Consider the following 17,611-nt stretch of genomic DNA (forward strand, 5'->3'; position numbering starts at 1 on the left):
CTCGCCCGGATGGGCCAAACCGTGTCCAAGGTCCGGACGGGGTTTTTCAACGTAAGCCATGAACTAAGGTTAGTAACTGCATCCATCAAAATGAATCTTGGAGAAAGGACGTGGGAACTCTCATCAAGAGCCTGCATGGCGTTCTCTTGTTTCTGTGCGGCCTGTTTCCGTTGTCTACCGCTGCCCAGGACCTGCCAGGTGTCCAGCTGGAAACCGTCTCGTCGGAAAATATCATCGAGGAAGTGACCCTCAACGGTACGGTAAATGCCCTGCGGGTCTCCGGTATGTCGGCGGCAGTGGCCGGCCTGTTGGAGGCGGTTCGGGTGGAAACCGGGGACCGTGTTTCCCGGGGCGATGTGCTGGTCGAGCTCGACGATGAGATGGTCACCTGGGAACTGGCGGCCGCGAGGGCCGATGCGGAAGAGGCGCGCAGCCGTCTTGATGAGGCGCAGCGCCGGCTGCGTGAGGCCAGGTCTGTGGGTGCAGGCCGTAATATTGCGGCTACCGAAGTCAGTGCCCGGGAAAGTGAAGTGGCGGCCAGCGAGGCGGCGCTTGCACGCCTGGAAGCTGTCCGCCGACAGGTGGAAGTCCGGGCCGATCGCCATCGCGTGACAGCACCCTTTGACGGTGTGGTCAGCGAACGCTCACGGGATATTGGTGAATGGGTCGCCCCAGGTGACCAACTGCTGACGCTGGTTGATACCGACAACCTGCGTCTGGATTTCCGGGTACCCCAGTCTTTCTACAAACGTATCGACGACAACAGCCGGCTTCTGGTGCAGAACGGGCAGGAGCTGGCCAGAGCAACCATCGATGTTCTGGTGCCGGTCAATGACCCCCAGTCCAGAACCTTTCTTCTCCGCGCGATAAAGCCCGAGTCGGTGAAGCTGTTACCGGGAATGTCGTCACAGGCGGTTCTGCGGGTGACGACCGGTGAACGTGGCCTGACGGTCTCGAGGGATGCCATCAATCGGTATCCCGAAGGGCGAACCACCGTATGGATCGCCGAACCGGAGGATGAAACTACCTGGACCGTGAGCGAAAAGCGGGTGCGTCTTGGTACCGCCTTTCAGGGCCGGGTAGAGGTCACCAGTGGCCTTGAGGCAGATCAGAAGGTGGTGGTCCGTGGCAACGAGTCCCTGAGCGAGGGCATCAGCGTACGTATTGCCGAACGGGAGAGCCGCTGATGTTTGCCGGCATTATCCGCCACGGCACTCTGGTCGCCGTGATTGCCCTGATTGTGGCCATCGTCGGAGCCGCCGCCGCACTTCGAATTCCGGTCCAGATGATTCCGGATCTGGAGGTGCGCACGGTGACGGTGGAAACCAGTTGGCCCGGCGCCACGCCCCAGGACATCGAGAAGGACATCCTGATCGAGCAGGAACGGTTCCTGCGCAATGTTCCCAATCTCAGTCGAATGACCTCCACCGCGTCCAGCGGTGCAGCCGAAATCGAGCTGGAGTTCCCGTTCGGCGTCGATATCACCGAGACGCTGATCCAGATTAACAATGCCCTGAGCCAGGTCCCGGATTATCCGAGAAACGTCGATGAGCCGCGCATCGTGGCGGCGTCTTTCTCCTCCAATGCGTTCATGTATTTCCGCATCGCCACCCTGGAGGGCAACCCCAGGGAACTGGATATCGAACTGATGCGCGATTTTATCGAAGACCGCGTTCGGCCAAGGATGGAGAGCGTGCCTGGGGTTTCCGAGGTCACCGTCGGCGGCGGTGCCGACCGGCAGATGCAGGTTATTGTGGACGAAGCCGCCCTGGCCCAGCGGGGCCTGAGCTTGCTCGATCTGCGTGATGCCATTGTCAGTCGCAACCAGGACATTTCCGGTGGCGAGATCGATGCTGGCAAGCGCCGGTACCTCCTGCGCACGGTTGGGCGCTTTGACGACGTTGAATCCCTGGAGCAACTGGTGGTTCGAAGGCAGGGTGACAGCGTGGTGCGCCTGGGTGAAGTTGCCCAGGTCCGGCAAGGGCATTCACGCATTCGGGAATTGTCCGTTGTTAACGGACAGCGGGTGATTGGCCTGCAGGTTCGTCGCGAGAGTGGGTCCAACGTCATCGATATCAAGCACGCGATGATGGATGAAGTGGCCGCGATCAACCGGGAGGTGCTTGAGCCGGCCGGCATGAGACTGGGCCTGACCGCAGACGATGCCCGTTATGTGGAAGCCTCTGTAGCCAACGTCTGGACCAACCTGGGCATTGGCGCCGCCTTCGCAACCCTGGTGATGTTCCTGTTTCTGCGATCCGGTAGAGCGACGTTTGCGGGGGTGGTGGGCATCCCGCTGTGCGCCATTGCCGCGTTTATCGGGCTGCTGATCACCGGTCGCACCATCAACGTGATTTCCCTGGCGGGCATCGCCTTTGCCATCGGCATGACCGTCGACAACAGCATCGTGGTGCTGGAGAACATCGAGCGACACCGGCGTCTCGGGCTGGACCGTTTCGAATCCGCTCTCAAGGGTGTGCGGGAAGTCTGGCCGGCGGTTCTGGCCTCCACCACCACAACCATCCTGGTGTTCCTGCCGATCCTGTTCATCGACGAAGAGGCCGGACAGCTGTATTCCGACGTGGCAATTGCGATCTCCGCCGCCATTCTGGCGTCCATGCTGGTGGCCATAACCATCATACCCACCCTTTGTGCCCGGCTGGATTTCGGCCGCCGGGGTGTGCAAACGGATGAATACGGCAATGAGACCTCGGGTCGCTGGAGTCGGGCCGCCATGGCGGCGGTGCGCTGGCTGGTGAATGGCGCGGTACGTCGTGTTCTGGTCATAGCGGCAACCGTGGGTGTCAGCCTCTGGGTGATCTTCGTGCTGACCCCGCCCGCCGAATACCTGCCGGAGGGTGAGGAACCCAAGACCTTTGCGGCCATGTCGGCACCACCGGGTTATAACCTGCAAGAAATGGAAGCCATTGCCCGACAGGTGGAAGACTACTTCCTGCCCCACGTGAACGCGGATGGCGAGGCCTATGCGGCTGGCGAAACCCGCGTGCCGCCCATGGCCTATCTCAACATGCAGGTAACGCCAACCCGGATCCGGATCATCGCGGAGACTCTGAACCCGAGGCACATTGAAGCGCTGATGGACGAGATCACCCGTTTCTACGAACAGTTCCCGGGCATGCGCGCCTTCGCGGCCAAAGGCTCCATCATCTCCAGCAACGACGGCGGCACCCGCAGCATCAACCTGGATATCTCCGGCCCGGATCTGGTCTCGGTATACAGCGCCGCGAATGCCGCCTACCAGCGGGCGGAGGAAATCTTCGACAATCCCCGCATCCAGAGCCAGCCCTCCACGCTGTCTCTGGCGCAACCGCTGATCCAGATCATGCCCAACTGGGATCGTGCAGCGGAACTTGGCCTGGGTGCCGAAGGCATTGGCTTCACCGTGGCCTCCCTGACCGAGGGCAGCTACGTGGATGATTTCTTCCTGGACGACGAAAAGATCGATATCTATGTGTATGGCAGCGAGGGTCGCAATCCGTCACTGGACAGTCTGCCCGATGTCATGGTGCACACGCCCCAGGGCGCGACCCTGCCCCTGTCCAGCCTCGCCACCATAGAGGAAACCGTGGATACCAGCACCGTCCGCCGGGTGGATGGTCGCCGCACCGTGACCCTGAACGTGATTCCCCCGGACGATGTGCCGCTTGAGGCCGGCGTTGAACGGGTACGCACGGAACTGCTTCAGTCCATGCGCGAAAGTGGTGCCTTGCCGGCGAATGTGGACGTCGATATCTCCGGTGCCAGCGACCAGTTGAACGCCACGCGGGAAGCGCTGACCGGCAATTTCATCATCGCCATCGCCATTGTCTACCTGCTGCTGGTGGCCATCTTCGCCCACTGGGGCTTCCCGCTGCTGATCATGACCGCCATCCCACTTGGTGTGGCTGGCGGCATCGTGGGCCTGGCCCTGATGAACCTGGTGGGTGGCCTGCTGCCCATGCTCGGCCTGCAGCCTCTGAGGCAGCCCTTCGACATGATCACCATGCTGGGCTTCCTGATCCTGATGGGCACGGTGGTGAACAACCCGATCCTGGTGGTGGACCAGGCCCGCCAGAACCTGCGCCAGAAAGGCGTTACCGTGGTGCAGGCCGTCACCAGCGCCGTACAGACCCGCCTGCGCCCCATCGCCATGACCACCCTCACCACCATCTGCGGCCTCTCGCCCCTGGTGTTCCTGCCCGGCGAAGGCACCGAGCTCTACCGGGGCGTGGGCTCCATCGTTCTATTCGGCCTGCTGGGGGCTGCCATCGTAACGGTGACCTTCCTGCCGTCACTGACCATCTTCGTGCTGGGCTGGCGCGAGCGGTGGCGGTTGCGCCGTTCTGGGGAGGTCTGACCTGGGAGTAGCGCCGTCACGCGCCGGCTTAAGCCGGCATTGTTAAGGGCTCAGGCCGCGATGGATTCTCGCTGGTTGGCCCGGACCTCCAAGCGGATCTGGTTGCCGTCCAGCAGGACAGGGTAGGTTTTGACCCTTACGGCATCGTCTTCCAGACAGACACCGGTGCGCAGGCTGAAATGTTGTTTGTATAGCGGCGAGGCCACCACCGGCTCCCCTTTCAGATCCCCGGTAATCCCCCGGGCCAGCACATTGGCGCCGCTGAACGGGTCCGTGTGGCTGATGGCAAACAGTGCGGGCAGCCGGTGCGGAAGATAAAACACCGCGACCGGTCCTTCGTCTGTCCAGACTGCAACGCCGGATTCCGGTACCAGGTCGTTTACCGTGCAAACTGCTTCCCAACGAGTGCGTGGTTTCATTGTGTTTCTCCTAATCCTTTTGCGTTTATCTCAATGATTTTCTGATGCGATACCACCAAAGCTTGGCGAGCGAGGTGGTATGGAGGTGCTTTTCTGGCGGGAAAAAGATGTCTGAGCGAAGCGAGTTGTTTTTCCCAGAAGAAAAGTATCCCCATGGCGCCTTGCTCAAAACGCCAAACCCGCAGGCTACGCAGACTCAGTCTCCAAAACAGGCCGACGCTGCCCCCGCTCAACAGTCCACTCCTGCACCGGATCGCTCTGCGAAGGCGCATTCACAAACTCCCGGAACCGCTTCCGCTTTTCCGGATCCTCGACGGCCGTCTTCCACTCACACTGGTAGGTACCGACAATCCCCTCCATGTGCTCCTCCAGCTCAGCGCAGATGCCCAGGCTGTCCTCCAGCACCACCTGCTTCAGGTACTCCAGGCCGCCTTCAAGGTTCTCCATCCAGACGCTGGTGCGCTGCAGCCTGTCGGCGGTGCGCACGTAGAACATCACCACCCGGTCAATGGTGCGGATCAATTCCTCGTCCGACAGATCCGTGGCAAACAGGTCGGCGTGGCGGGGCCGCATGCCGCCGTTGCCGCAGACGTACAGGTTCCAGCCGTTTTCCGTCGCAATCACGCCAAAGTCCTTGCTCTGGGCTTCGGCGCATTCCCGGGTGCAGCCGGACACCGCCATCTTCACCTTGTGGGGCGCCCGCAGGCCCTTGTAGCGGTCCTCCAGGCGAATCGCCATGCCCACGCTGTCCTGCACGCCGTAGCGGCACCAGGTGCTGCCGACGCAGGATTTCACGGTACGAAGTGACTTGCCGTAGGCGTGGCCGGTCTCGAAGCCGGCGGCGATCAGCTTTTCCCAGATCTCCGGCAACTGGCTCAGGGTGGCGCCAAACAGGTCCACCCGCTGGCCGCCGGTGATCTTGGTGTACAGGTCGTATTCCTTGGCCACTTCACCCAGCACGATGAGTTTGTCCGGCGTGATCTCACCACCCGGGATGCGCGGCACAATCGAGTAGGTGCCGTTCTTCTGCATATTGGCCATGAAGGTGTCGTTGGTGTCCTGCAGCGGCACGTGATCCGTGGCCAGGATGTGCTCGTTCCAGCAGGTGGCGAGGATCGAGGCCACCGCCGGCTTGCAGATATCGCAGCCGTGGCCCTTGCCATGCTGGCTGATCAGAGTGCGGAAGGTGCGAATGCCATTCACTTTCACAATGTGGAACAGCTCCTGGCGGCTGTACGGGAAGTGCTCGCACAGATCCTTGCACACTTCTACACCGCGTTTTTCCAGCTCGCTGTCCACCACGTTCTTCAGGAGCGCCGTACAGCCGCCGCAGCCGGTACTGGCCTTGGTCTCGGACTTGACGCTGCCAAGGTCTGAGCAGCCGGCGTCGATGGCGCCACAGATATCGCCCTTGGTGACGTTGTGACAGGAACAGATGGAGGCAGTCTCCGGCAGGGCGTCGGGGCCCAGGGCTGGTGCCCCGCCCTGGCTTTCCGGCAAGATCAGGGTTTCCGGATTCTCCGGCAGCGTGATGCCGTTAAGGGCGTATTGTAAAAGGGTGTCGTAGTGGCTGTTGTCGCCTACCAGAATGGCGCCCAACAGGGTTTTACCGTCTTCACTGATCACCATGCGGCGATAATGACCGGCCTGCTCATCGTTGAAGCGGATGTTGCGAGCGCCCGGGGTCTGGGCATGGGCGTCGCCAATGGAACCCACGTCCACGCCCAGCAACTTCAGTTTGGTGCTCATGTCGGCACCTGTGAAGGCCGTCTCGCGATCACCGTTCAGCGCAGCGGACAGGGTGCGGGCCATGGTATAGCCCGGGGCCACTAGGCCGAAAATCTTCTGTTCCCAGAGCGCGCACTCCCCAATGGCGTGCACATGGGGATCGGAAGTGGTGCAGTGATTGTTGATCACGATGCCGCCGCGTTCGCCGATCTCCAGGCCACTGGCCCGGGCCAGGGCATCCTGGGGACGAATGCCGGCAGAGAACACGATAAGGTCTGTTTCCAGGAAGGACTCGTCGCTGAAGTTCATGCGAAGGCGAGCGTCCTTGCCCTCGACAATGGCAGTGGTTGCCTTCTCTGTGTGCACCTGAACGCCCAGTTCCTCGATTTTGTGACGCAGCAGGGCGCCGCCGTCGGCATCAAGCTGAACCGGCATCAGCCGGGGGGCAAACTCCACCACGTGGGCTGCCAGTCCCAGGCTCTTGAGCGCGTTGGCTGCTTCAAGGCCCAGCAGGCCACCGCCGACGACCACACCGGTACGGGCACCTTCGGAGCTGGCGCGAATGGCATCCAGGTCATCAAGGGTGCGGTACACCAGGCAGTGGGGCCGGTCCTTGCCCTCAATCGGCGGCACGAACGGATAAGAGCCGGTGGCCAGCACCAGTTCGTCGTACCGGTAGCTGCTCCGGGGCGTTTCAAGTGTGCGATTTTCCCGGTCAATGCCGGTCACCTGCTCGTTAAGATGCAGTTGAATGCCTTGCTCGGTGTACCACTCCAATGTGCCCATCGCGAGATCGGCGTGGGTGGAACCACCGAAATACTCCGACAGATGAACCCGGTCATAGGCCAGCTGTTTCTCCTCGCCAAACACGATGATTTCGTAGTCGTCGGCCGCCGGACTGGCGCAGAACTGCTCCAGAAAGTGATGGCCGACCATACCGTTGCCGACGACGATCAGGGTTTTCTTGCTCATGGGTCTGTCCTCTTTCGGGGCAGCTGGCTGAAGGCTCATGCCGCTGCTTCGCAGTAGTTCTTGCCGAATGCTATGAAGTCCCGGTACCGGGAAATATCGTCCTGTTGCAGGATGCGCTGGCTGTACCAGGGTCCGTCCCGGGTATCACCAAGCAACACCGCGCCGGTGAGGCGCTGGTTGCGGATAAGTAGTCGGCAATAGTGACTCTGTTCGTGGTCCTGCCAGACCACCGATTCGGTGTCTCCATCGGGGCTGATCTGGCCGCAGGAAAAAATCGGAACGCCGCTGATTTTCAGGCGGGTTGGTGTATCCACCGGCCTGTATTCGGCGTCTGGAGTGTTTCCGCTGAGCACGCCTGCAAGCACCTCGGCCTGCTGGTACCCGGGTTCCACCAGCCCAAAGGTGATGTCTCCCAACTGGCAGCACTCGCCCAGCGCAGAGATTGCCGGGTCGCTGGTACGTAGTTGTCCGTCCACCAGAATGCCGCGATCGCATTCCAGGCCCGCAGCCCGGGCAAGCTCTGCAGACGGTGTGATGCCAGTGGCGAAGAGAACCAGATCGGTGCTGATCAGGGTTTCGTCGTCCAGTTGCACCGCCCTGACCATCGATCGTCCAAGCAGAGCCTTTGGAGCAACCGCGGTGCGAACACTCACGCCGCGTTCTTCCATGTGTTGTTGGAGGATTTGGCCGCCGATCTCGTCGAGTTGGCGGTTCAGGAGATGACTACTGCGGTGCAGGAGAGTGACGGCCATACCGCGTTGGCGCAGACCCTCAGCGGCCTCCAGGCCCAGGAAACCGCCGCCAATCACCACTGCTCGGCGGTGTCTGCGAGCGGCATCGATCAGGGTTCTGGCGTCATCCAGATCCCGAAAGGTCATCACGCCAGGGAGATCCTGGCCCGGCAGCCCCGGTTTCGCGGGACGCGAACCGGTCGCAAGCACCAGGTGGGTATAGCGCTGAACCCGACCGGTTGTGGTGGTCACCGTCCTATCTTCACGGTTGATCGAGACCACCGGTTCGCCAGTGCACACCTCAATGCCGTTGTCCCGAAACCAGTTGTCCTGCTGTAAGGTCAGAGCGGCTTCATCTGTTTCCCCGGCAAGCAGTCCGGAGAGTTGTATCCGGTTATAGGCAGCGGATGCCTCGCCATTGAACACGATGATGCGGGTAAACGGTCTGACTCGCTCACGGCAGAGAGTTTCCAGCAGGCGTTGCGAAACCATGCCGTGCCCGCAAATCACCAGTGTCGATTCAGTGTCTCCTGTCATTTCGCTCGAACCCGTACTTTTTCGACCAAACAAAAAAAGCCGGAGCATCTATTCCCACAAGGGAAATCGATGGTCCGGCGCCAATGCCAACAACAATGATCTGATGGTCCGGCCTGATCCTTGGCCGGGACGTTCGTCCTTGCTTCTTGCAAAGCGATCTTCGTGCCAGTTCTTGGAAGCCTTTAAAATCAGTTGGTTAGCTTTTTACGGGTTTGCTCCGGGCACTGTGATAAGGCGAAAGCTGCCCTGCGAAGGGGCGGATTGCACGGTTTTGGGCCAGATGCGGTGGCGCGGTAATTGCTGAGCAGGGGGTATGAGGCTGGTTACAAGGACAACCGGCCTGAACTCGATTGTCGTAATTGAGGCTGTCTGCCTCCGGAGTCTGTCATGAACACCAAGCGCGTCCCTGCCCCTAATTCGCCCTCGGCAGGTGATTACCTGATTGCCTCGAAAAGCTGCGAGTTGATGAATCTCCAGTACTTCCTGCAGATGGGCAAACTGGTGCAGTGCATCAGCAATCTGGTACATGCACTGCAGTGCGAGCGGGGTGCCTCTAACGTGTTTCTTGGTTCTTCCGGCGAAAAATTTGCCCAGGAGCGGAAACACCTGGTCGCGACGTCGGATCGGCTCCGCTCGGAGTTCGAGCAGGCCCTTGCCGAGATTCACGAGGAGCTGACGGCGCATCCAGTCAGTAGTCGCCTACTTAACCAGCTTGCCAGTGCCCTTCACGGCCTTGAGGGGCTGCCGGAACTGCGGCGGTGTGTGGTTGCCCGGAAAGTCACGGCGGCCTCTGCCACCGAGGATTACAGCACCCTGATCCACAACCTGATTGCGGTGGTCTTTGAGGCTGCGGATACCGCCGTTGACCCCACCATAGCCGGACTCCTGGTAGCCATGGTACACCTGATGAACGGCAAAGAGTTTTGTGGGCAGGAGCGGGCTGTCGGTTCGGCGGGGTTTTCCAGTGGCCGGTTTGATCGTGCACTGTCAGAGCGCATGGCGCACCTGATTGAGGCGCAAGAGCGCTGTTTTGAGGTGTTTAACAGCTTTGCCGATGACGGTTCCCTGGATCTATGGGAAAAACTGCGGGAAAACCCTCGTGAGGCGGAGATTGAAAGGCTTCGTCAGCGAGGCACTGCCATTGGTCGTTATAAAGATCTGGATCCGGCACTGGCCGATGAATGGTTCAGGCTCATGTCTGAGCGGATGGATGAACTCAAAACGATAGAGGATTCCGTAGAGGGCTGTTTTCACGCCCGCTGCACCGAGCGCTTTGCAGACGCCAGAAACTCGCTGGCCCACCAGGAAACCCTGGTTGCCTCCCTGGGTGCCCAGGAACCGTCGTCCCAACCCATGTTGGTGCTGTGCGATTCCGGAAGCGACCAACAGGCCGGCGAATCCTGGGCCAGCGATGGTGTCGGCCAGCAGTTTGGCCGTTCCATCTTCGACCTGGTTCAGGAGCAGACCCGGCGACTCCAACAGATGACCGATGAGCTGCAAAGTGCCAGAGAAGCGCTGGAAGACCGCAAAACCCAGGAAAAAGCGGTGCTGCTGCTGATGGAGCATCGCAGGATCAGCAACGACGAAGCTCACCGGGTATTGCGAAAACTCGCCATGGACCAGGGCCGGAAATTGCCCGAGGTAGCCCGGGCCTTGGTATCCATGGCTGACGTGCTGAAGTGATGGAACAGTCCTAGGCCCTGGCAGCCCGGGCCTTCGGTTGTTTGTCGTCTGAGGCTTCCGGCCTTTCCGGACGGCGTGAAGAGATGTGTTCCAGCTTGCGCTGTTTCTCGTAAAGGAAACGCAGTACCTCCTGCCGGTAATGAACGTACTCCGGGTTGTCCGCCAGAGTCACCCGGTTGCGCGGCCGGGGCAGATCAATGTAGAGATCCTCGCCCACGGTAGCCTCGGGCCCGTTGGTCATCATGATAATCCGGTCTGACAGCAATACCGCCTCGTCCACGTCGTGGGTGATCATGATGACGGTGTTGTTCAACTCCTGCTGAATCTCCATCAGTGAGTCCTGCAGGTGGGCCCGCGTCAGAGCATCCAGCGCGCCGAACGGCTCGTCCATCAGCAGCACACTGGGTTTCATGGCCAGCGCCCGGGCAATGCCCACCCGCTGGGCCATGCCACCGGATACCTCGCCCGGTCGCTTGTCTGCCGCGTGGGCCATGTTCACCAGTTCCAGATTGTGATGAATCCAGTCACGCCGCTCCTGCTTGCCCATGGATTTCCGAAACACTTGCTGCACTGCCAGCTCAACGTTCTCGTACACCGTCAGCCAGGGCATCAGCGCATGGTTCTGAAACACCACTGCCCGTTCCGGCCCGGGCGAATTCACTTCATGGCCATCCAGTACACAGCCGCCCTTGGTGGCCTGAAGCAGTCCGGCGACAATGTTCAGCACCGTGGACTTACCACAACCGGAGTGGCCAATCAGGGATACGAATTCGCCTTTCCGGATTTTCAGATTGATGTTGTCCAGGGCGATGAATGCCCCCTTGGGTGTATCGAACGCCATTTCGACGCCGGTCAGCTCCAAATGTGTTTTGCTCATGTCACTCTCCCATCCAGATATTTATTCGTTCCACGCAACTTTGCGTTGAATCAGGAGCATCACCCGGTCCAGCACAAACCCGATAAAACCGATGGCAAGGACCGCCACCATAATCCGGCTCAGGGACTGGCTGCTGCCGTTCTGGAATTCATCCCAGACGAACTTGCCCAACCCGGGACTCTGGGCCAGCATCTCGGCGGCGATCAGCACCATCCAGGCGATACCCAGCGATACACGCAAACCGGTGAAAATCATCGGTACCGAAGACGGCAACACCACCTTGCGGACATGGGTCCAAAAGGACAGTCGCAGAACTCGGGACACGTTCAGCAGGTCCGGATTGACCGCAGCCACACCAACGCTGGTATTGATCAGCGTGGGCCACAGGCTGCACAGGGTGACCGTGATCATGGAGGTCAGGAACGACTTCTCGAACATCGGGTCATCGCTCACGTAGGTTGCCGAGACCACCATGGTCACCAGAGGCAGCCAGGCCAGCGGCGAAACCGGTTTGAACACCTGGATCAGCGGGTTGACCGCCGCCTGGAAGTGGCGGTTCAGCCCCACCACGATGCCCAGGGGCACTGCGATGGCAGTGGCCACGACGAATCCGGCCAAAACCGTGATCAGGCTGGTTATGATCTGATCGGGAAAGGTTGGCGCACCCGGGTAGCTTCGGATCTTGACCTCAGCATCTGGATTGTCTGCCAGAATGCGGGCGTTCCGCTCTTCCTGCATGGCAATGAATTTGTCGGCCCGTTCGCGCTGGTTGGCATGCTCCTGCCAGAGTTGTCCCGCTTGTTCCCAGACCTGGGCCGGGCCGGGAAAGCTGCCCAGAGAGGTATCAACCTGCGGCGCGGCCAGATGCCAGAAGCCGACGAACACCAGGATCCCGATTAGTGGCAGCAGCATCTGGCGCCCGGTAGTGGCGAGCTGAGCGGGTGTCAGCGATGCACCGATGGACTTGAGTCTCTGGCCCAGCCAGCGCGGCGGCTGGGGTGTGTTTGTGGCCGAAGTGATCGTAGTCATGGTTAAAATCTCCTTGCTAACCCGCTTACGGGGTTTGCGAACCTTTCAGGCCGATGTTGAAACTGTCGATATAGGCGTTGGGTCTTCGGGGAGTGAAGGCGACACCGTCAATCAGCTCGCCCTGGTGCGGGCGCTGGAAGTTTTCGGTCTCGAAATCCGGAAAGTCGGAGGCCTTGAGCGTGCCGTCAGCAATCAGTGAACGGGCCGCCTGCTCGTAGATGTCCGCACGGTAAACCCGGGCTGCCGTCTCCATATACCAGTCGTCTGGCTTGGCCTCGGGTATCTGGCCCCAACGACGCATCTGGGTGAGGTACCAGATGGCATCGGACGGATAGGGGTAGGTGGCGTGATACCGGAAGAAGACATTGAAGTCCGGAACCTCGCGAATGTCGCCTTTTTCATACTCGAAGGTGCCGGTCATGGAGTTGGCGATCACCGCCTCATCGGCACCCACGTAGCTGGGCCGGGCCAGGATTTTTACGGCCTCTTCCCGGTTGGCGTTGTTGTTCTCATCGAGCCAATGTGCGGCCCGAATCATGGCGCGCAAAAGTCGCAGGTGGGTGTTGGGATAGTCTTCGGCCCACTGCCGGGTAACCCCAAAGACCTTTTCCGGGTTATTCGGCCAGATTTCGTAATCGGTGATCACCGGCACGCCGATGCCCATGAAAACCGCTTGCTGGTTCCAGGGCTCACCCACGCAGTAGCCCTGGATAGTGCCCGCCTCCATGGTGGCGGGCATCTGCGGCGGCGGAGTTACTGAAAGGTGCACGTCGGCTTCCAGGGTGCCGCTGGTGTCGCCTCGTTGGGGCGCGTAGTAGCCGGGATTCAGTCCACCGGCCGCCAGCCAGTAGCGAAGCTCGTAATTATGGGTGGACACGGGAAACACCATGCCCATCCGGAACCGTTCGCCCCGATCCCGGGCTGCTTCCACGACCGGCCGCAGCGCGCTGGCGCTAATGGGATGTTCAGGCTTGCCGTCGGCATTGTCGGGGATATGCTGGCTCATGGTGTCCCAGACATCGTTTGAAACCGTGATGCCATTGCCGTTCAGATCCATGCTGAAGGCCGTGATGATATCGGCCCGGGTGCCGTAGCCGATGGAGGCGCCAAGAGGCTGGCCAGCGAGCATATGGGCGCCATCCAGTTCTCCGGTAATGACCCGGTCCAGCAGCACCTTCCAGTTCGCCTGCGCTTCAAGTTCCACGAAAAGGCCTTCGTCCATAAAGAAGCCCTGTTCCCAAGCAATCGCCAGGGGCGCCATATCGGTCAGTTTGATAAAACCGAGCTTGAGGTCCGGCTTCTCGGCTGGACCAATCTCCGCCTGAGTCACCGTGCTGACCGTCCAGAAAGTGGCTGTTAGCAGAATTCGAGTCAGCCAGCGGGTGGTTTGTCGTGTAACTGTGGACATGGATATACCTCATTCTGTGTGGCCCAAACGCAAAAACGCCTGCCCTCCGTTGCCGGAAAGCAGGCGCCTGTGCCTGGGGATCAGTTTTCTGTTGAGTCGTAACGCGCGTCTCTGATTCAGGTCTTGCACGGGGCGTGCCAGATCGGAGTTGCACCTTAAATCAGTGAGTTAGAGGGGCGTTTTCACTGAGCGGCGGGAATGGGCTGTGGTTACAAGTCTGGTTTTAGTGCGTGGGAGAGCGGTTTTGCACCACTTTGATACCGGAGTTGTTGGTTGACCGGGAGCCTCTGTTACGTTGATGAGGGGGATGGAATCGTTGAGAGCCGCCTTATCCGGTATCTGACATCCGCCACCTTCCCCCGTGATCCGAATGGCCCTTTTATTGCAGTCGTAAATGCGACTGTTCACGACAACGTAATTCCATTGGCAAAGAAGCCCGCCCCAGATGCGCTTTCAAGGCATCCGGATTGGCGGGCTTTTTTTATGAAACGCGAGGAGATCCTGTGACCGGTATCAACCAGAGACCGGCGACGGTTAAAACCACCTGTCCATATTGTGGCGTGGGTTGTGGAGTGAATGCGGCGCCGTCTGCAACGCGGGGGGATGAGACTCATCCAGCGAACCTGGGCCGCCTGTGCGTGAAGGGCTCCGCATTGCATGAAACCCTGACTCCGGATGGAAGACTATTGAGGCCCGTTGTTTATGGTCAAGAAAGGACCTGGCCGGAGGCGGTGGCGGAAGTGGCCCGGCAGATTCGTGAATCCGTGGCTCTTCATGGGCCCGGTTCAGTGGCCTTCTATCTTTCCGGTCAGTTATTGACTGAGGACTATTACGTGGTCAACAAACTGGCCAAGGGGTTTATCCGAACGCCCAACGTGGATACCAATTCCCGCCTGTGTATGTCTTCTGCCGTTGCTGCTCATAAAAGGGCCTTTGGCGGGGATCTGGTTCCTGGCTGTTATGAAGACCTGGAGCTGGCCAACCTGTTGGTGCTGGCGGGCAGCAATGCCGCCTGGGCGCACCCTGTGCTTTATCAACGAATGCAGGCTTCGGCGCGCCCCGGTCGCCGGGTGGTGGTGATAGATCCGCGAAAGACTGCAACCAGTAACCTGGCGGATCTCCATCTGGCCCTGCGTCCAGGCACTGATACGGTCCTGTTCAACGGTCTGCTGGTCTGGCTGGCGGACCATCAGGCTCTCGATCAAGGTTACCTCGCGCACCACTGCGAAGGATTTGACGCTAGCCTCAGCGCTGCCAGATCTGAGGTGCCGTCGCCCGAGGAGGTGGCCCGGATCTGTGAACTGCCGGTCGAAGATGTCATTACCTTCTACCAATGGTTCGAGGCAGAGCAGCGCACGGTGACGGCGTTCTCCCAGGGCATCAACCAGTCCTCAGCCGGCACCGATAAAGGCAACGCCATTATCAACTGCCATCTGGCCACGGGCCGGGTGGGCAAGCCCGGCGCCAGCCCCTTTTCCTTGACCGGCCAACCCAATGCCATGGGAGGCCGGGAAGTGGGCGGGCTGGCCAATACCCTTGCCGCCCACATGGACTACGACAGTCCGGGTGCACGGGACCGCGTGGCCCGGTTCTGGGAGACCGAGGCGGTCGCGGATGGGCCGGGCATGAAAGCCGTTGACCTGTTCGATGCGGTTGAGCGGGGTGACATCAAGGTGTTGTGGATCATGGCCACCAACCCTGCGGTCAGTTTGCCGGAGACCCATCGTATCCGGCGGGCCCTGGACCTGTGTCCCACTGTCATTGTGTCTGACTGCGTCAGGAATACGGACACCGCCAGCCATGCGGACATCCTGTTGCCGGCAGCGGGTTGGGGTGAGAAAGACGGCACGGTTACCAACTCCGAACGCTGCATTTCCCGTCAACGGCGCTTTCTGCCGCTGCCCGGAGAGGCCCGGCCGGACTGGTGGATCGTCAGTGCGGTGGCCCGCGCCCTGGGACACCAGACGGGGTTTGACTATGAGTGTCCTGCGGACATTTTCCGGGAACATGCCCGGTTGTCGGGATTCGAGAACGCCGGTCAACGTTTCTTCAATATATCCGGATTGGCGGATCTGACCGACGAACAATACGAGGCCATGGAGCCTGTGCAATGGCCGGTTACCGGGTCAACCTCCGATTTCAGGCGACTGTTCACTGACGGTCGGTTTGCTACCGCCAAGGGTCGAGCCCTCCTGATCCCGATTGCCTCTCGATTACCGGCCGGTAATCCTGGTGAAGCGTTTCCGTTGATCGTGAATACGGGCCGTATCCGGGACCAGTGGCACACCATGACCCGGACAGCCCGATCCAGCCGGTTGCTGGCCCACCGCCCCGAACCGTTCATTGAGGTACATCCCGAGGATATTCGGGCGCTTTCCCTCAAGCCCGGGGCATTGGCGACACTGAACAGTGCCCATGGGCACTTTGTCGGCCGGGTGCGCAGTGCGCCGGAGCAGCGACGTGGCGAGGTGTTTGTGCCGATCCACTGGAACGATCAGTTTACAGGGCAGGGTCTGGCTACAGCGCTTACTGACAGCCTGGTGGACCCGATATCCGGGCAACCGGAGGCCAAGCACGGTCGTGCTACCCTCACCCACTGGCCCGCCCGCTGGCATGGACGTTTGCTGGTGCGACGGGATCGTCCGAAACGCTGGAAGGCAGATTACTGGGCCAAACAGGTCCTGCCCGATTGCGATAGCTGGATCGTTGCCGGGCAGTGCAGCATGGATTGGAAAGGTGCTGTGCCGGACTGGCTCGGCGGCCAGCCGCAGCTGGTGATGGAGGATGTCCGCGAAGGCCGCTTCCGGGCCGCTCGCCTGCGCAATGGCCAGTTGGAGGCGGTACTCATGGTGGATCGTGACCCGGACGCTCTGCCATCGGTGGACTGGCTGGTCAGCTGCTTTAGCCAGCCAGAGCTTGACGAGGCGAGTAGGCGTGGCCTGCTGGCGGCAAAGGCCGTGGATGGGGATGATGCTGGCAACCTGGTTTGCAGCTGTTTCCAGGTCGGGGACCGGCAGATTCAGCGGGCAATCGGGCGGGGAGCCAACAGCGTTGATGCTCTGGGTCGGGAGCTTCAGTGTGGCACCAACTGCGGTTCCTGTGTGCCGGAGATCCGGAGCCTCCTCGATTCGGCTACCGAGGCGGTGTAAGCGGGCTCAGCATCTGCACGGGCACCCTGTAACGAACACCTTTCGAGTGCCCGATACCGTCCACGGTGCAGGTCTTCCGATTGACCCTGATGATCTGCCCGTGCAGTTCCCGCCGGCCGGTACCGAATCGTACGGTATCGCCCACCTGCCAGTGGGCCATCTGTTGCCTTGTGTCGACAGGCTCGAAGGGCGTATCGGGTAACGCCAGACCCTGTTCCCGGGCCTGATCTGCCAGGGCCTTACGGGTCGTTTGCGCAGCCCCGCTCTCGTGCAACTCATCGAGAATGGTGTAGAAATGGCGGTTGTGCACTGATCCCCGATACCGCTGACCGGCACTTTGCTGCAGGAGATGGGCGAACTCATGGCAGCAGGTGTGCGCCAGTAGATTCAGTGTGCTCAGTTCACCATCAAAATACCCACGTTTCCGGATCTCCCGACCCGACAGCCAGCCGCTGGCAGTCTCCGGCTGGTGCTTGGCGGCAATCATGCGGGCGCCGTAGGTAATCACATGCTGTCGATCGCGAGAATCGTAACGGTGGTAGGTGGCTTGGCCTGACCCAACCCGGCAATGCAGGACGCTGCCCGGATTGCGTTCTTGGACCCACTGCTCCGCCGGTTGCCAGAGCCAGTCCCGGGTGACGGTGCACATGAGCTCACCAAGGCTGATGGCGGTCTGGGTTGGTAGGGGCGTTTTCTGCAAACTCGGGTACCTGGCTACTTC

The 17,611-nt window shown here is 60.6% G+C and carries 11 protein-coding genes; 4 read left to right on the top strand and 7 right to left on the bottom strand.

Going from position 1 to position 17,611, the window contains the following annotated elements:
- Positions 1-110: 110 nt before the first annotated feature.
- Both SIC15_RS00880 and SIC15_RS00885 read left to right on the top strand, forming a co-directional pair.
- Positions 111-1,187 (top strand): efflux RND transporter periplasmic adaptor subunit, encoded by a 1,077-nt coding sequence (locus SIC15_RS00880; RefSeq protein ID WP_412536877.1) that lies wholly within the window; start codon positions 111-113, stop codon positions 1,185-1,187.
- On the top strand, positions 1,187-4,357 hold the full coding sequence (locus SIC15_RS00885) for an efflux RND transporter permease subunit (protein ID WP_412536878.1): 3,171 nt from the start codon (positions 1,187-1,189) through the stop codon (positions 4,355-4,357). The genes SIC15_RS00880 and SIC15_RS00885 overlap by 1 nt, the downstream gene beginning before the upstream one ends.
- Before the next feature lie 50 nt (positions 4,358-4,407).
- Here SIC15_RS00885 and nirD read toward each other — a convergent pair whose 3' ends face one another.
- From nirD to SIC15_RS00900, 3 genes are all read right to left on the bottom strand, one after another.
- Positions 4,408-4,776 carry a nitrite reductase small subunit NirD gene (gene nirD, locus SIC15_RS00890; protein ID WP_069182555.1) on the bottom strand — a complete coding sequence of 123 codons (369 nt, stop codon included), beginning with the start codon at positions 4,774-4,776 and terminating at the stop codon, positions 4,408-4,410.
- 186 nt (positions 4,777-4,962) lie between these two features.
- A complete protein-coding gene (gene nirB, locus SIC15_RS00895; RefSeq protein ID WP_412536879.1) occupies positions 4,963-7,476 on the bottom strand; it encodes a nitrite reductase large subunit NirB in 2,514 nt (837 codons plus the stop codon).
- Between the two features lie 35 nt (positions 7,477-7,511).
- Positions 7,512-8,744 carry an NAD(P)/FAD-dependent oxidoreductase gene (locus SIC15_RS00900; protein WP_412536880.1) on the bottom strand — a complete coding sequence of 411 codons (1,233 nt, stop codon included), beginning with the start codon at positions 8,742-8,744 and terminating at the stop codon, positions 7,512-7,514.
- Positions 8,745-9,131: 387 nt separating this feature from the next.
- Here SIC15_RS00900 and SIC15_RS00905 point away from each other — a divergent pair, with 387 nt between their 5' ends.
- The gene (locus SIC15_RS00905) at positions 9,132-10,427 is read left to right on the top strand and encodes a nitrate- and nitrite sensing domain-containing protein (RefSeq protein WP_412536881.1); all 1,296 of its coding nucleotides are present in this window, start codon (positions 9,132-9,134) and stop codon (positions 10,425-10,427) included.
- Positions 10,428-10,437: 10 nt separating this feature from the next.
- Here SIC15_RS00905 and SIC15_RS00910 read toward each other — a convergent pair whose 3' ends face one another.
- The 3 genes from SIC15_RS00910 to SIC15_RS00920 are packed head-to-tail and all read right to left on the bottom strand — an operon-like array spanning position 10,438 to position 13,741.
- Entirely contained in the window at positions 10,438-11,304 is an 867-nt protein-coding gene (locus tag SIC15_RS00910; RefSeq protein WP_069182558.1) for an ABC transporter ATP-binding protein, read from the bottom strand.
- A 21-nt stretch (positions 11,305-11,325) separates the two neighbouring features.
- Positions 11,326-12,333 (bottom strand): ABC transporter permease, encoded by a 1,008-nt coding sequence (locus tag SIC15_RS00915; protein WP_412536882.1) that lies wholly within the window; start codon positions 12,331-12,333, stop codon positions 11,326-11,328.
- 25 nt (positions 12,334-12,358) lie between these two features.
- The gene (locus SIC15_RS00920; RefSeq protein ID WP_412536883.1) at positions 12,359-13,741 is read right to left on the bottom strand and encodes a CmpA/NrtA family ABC transporter substrate-binding protein; all 1,383 of its coding nucleotides are present in this window, start codon (positions 13,739-13,741) and stop codon (positions 12,359-12,361) included.
- A gap of 503 nt (positions 13,742-14,244) precedes the next feature.
- On the opposite strand from SIC15_RS00920, the gene SIC15_RS00925 reads away from it, so the two are divergent.
- Positions 14,245-16,890, top strand: coding sequence for a molybdopterin-dependent oxidoreductase (locus SIC15_RS00925; protein WP_412536884.1), 2,646 nt, complete (start codon positions 14,245-14,247; stop codon positions 16,888-16,890).
- On the opposite strand, the gene SIC15_RS00930 is transcribed toward SIC15_RS00925, so the two are convergent.
- A complete protein-coding gene (locus tag SIC15_RS00930) occupies positions 16,874-17,539 on the bottom strand; it encodes a hypothetical protein (protein ID WP_412537578.1) in 666 nt (221 codons plus the stop codon). The genes SIC15_RS00925 and SIC15_RS00930 overlap by 17 nt on opposite strands.
- Between the last annotated feature and the right edge of the window lie 72 nt (positions 17,540-17,611).

The sequence above is a fragment of the Marinobacter sp. MIT932201 genome (assembly GCF_047123295.1).
GTDB classification, from domain to species: Bacteria; Pseudomonadota; Gammaproteobacteria; order Pseudomonadales; family Oleiphilaceae; genus Marinobacter; species Marinobacter salsuginis.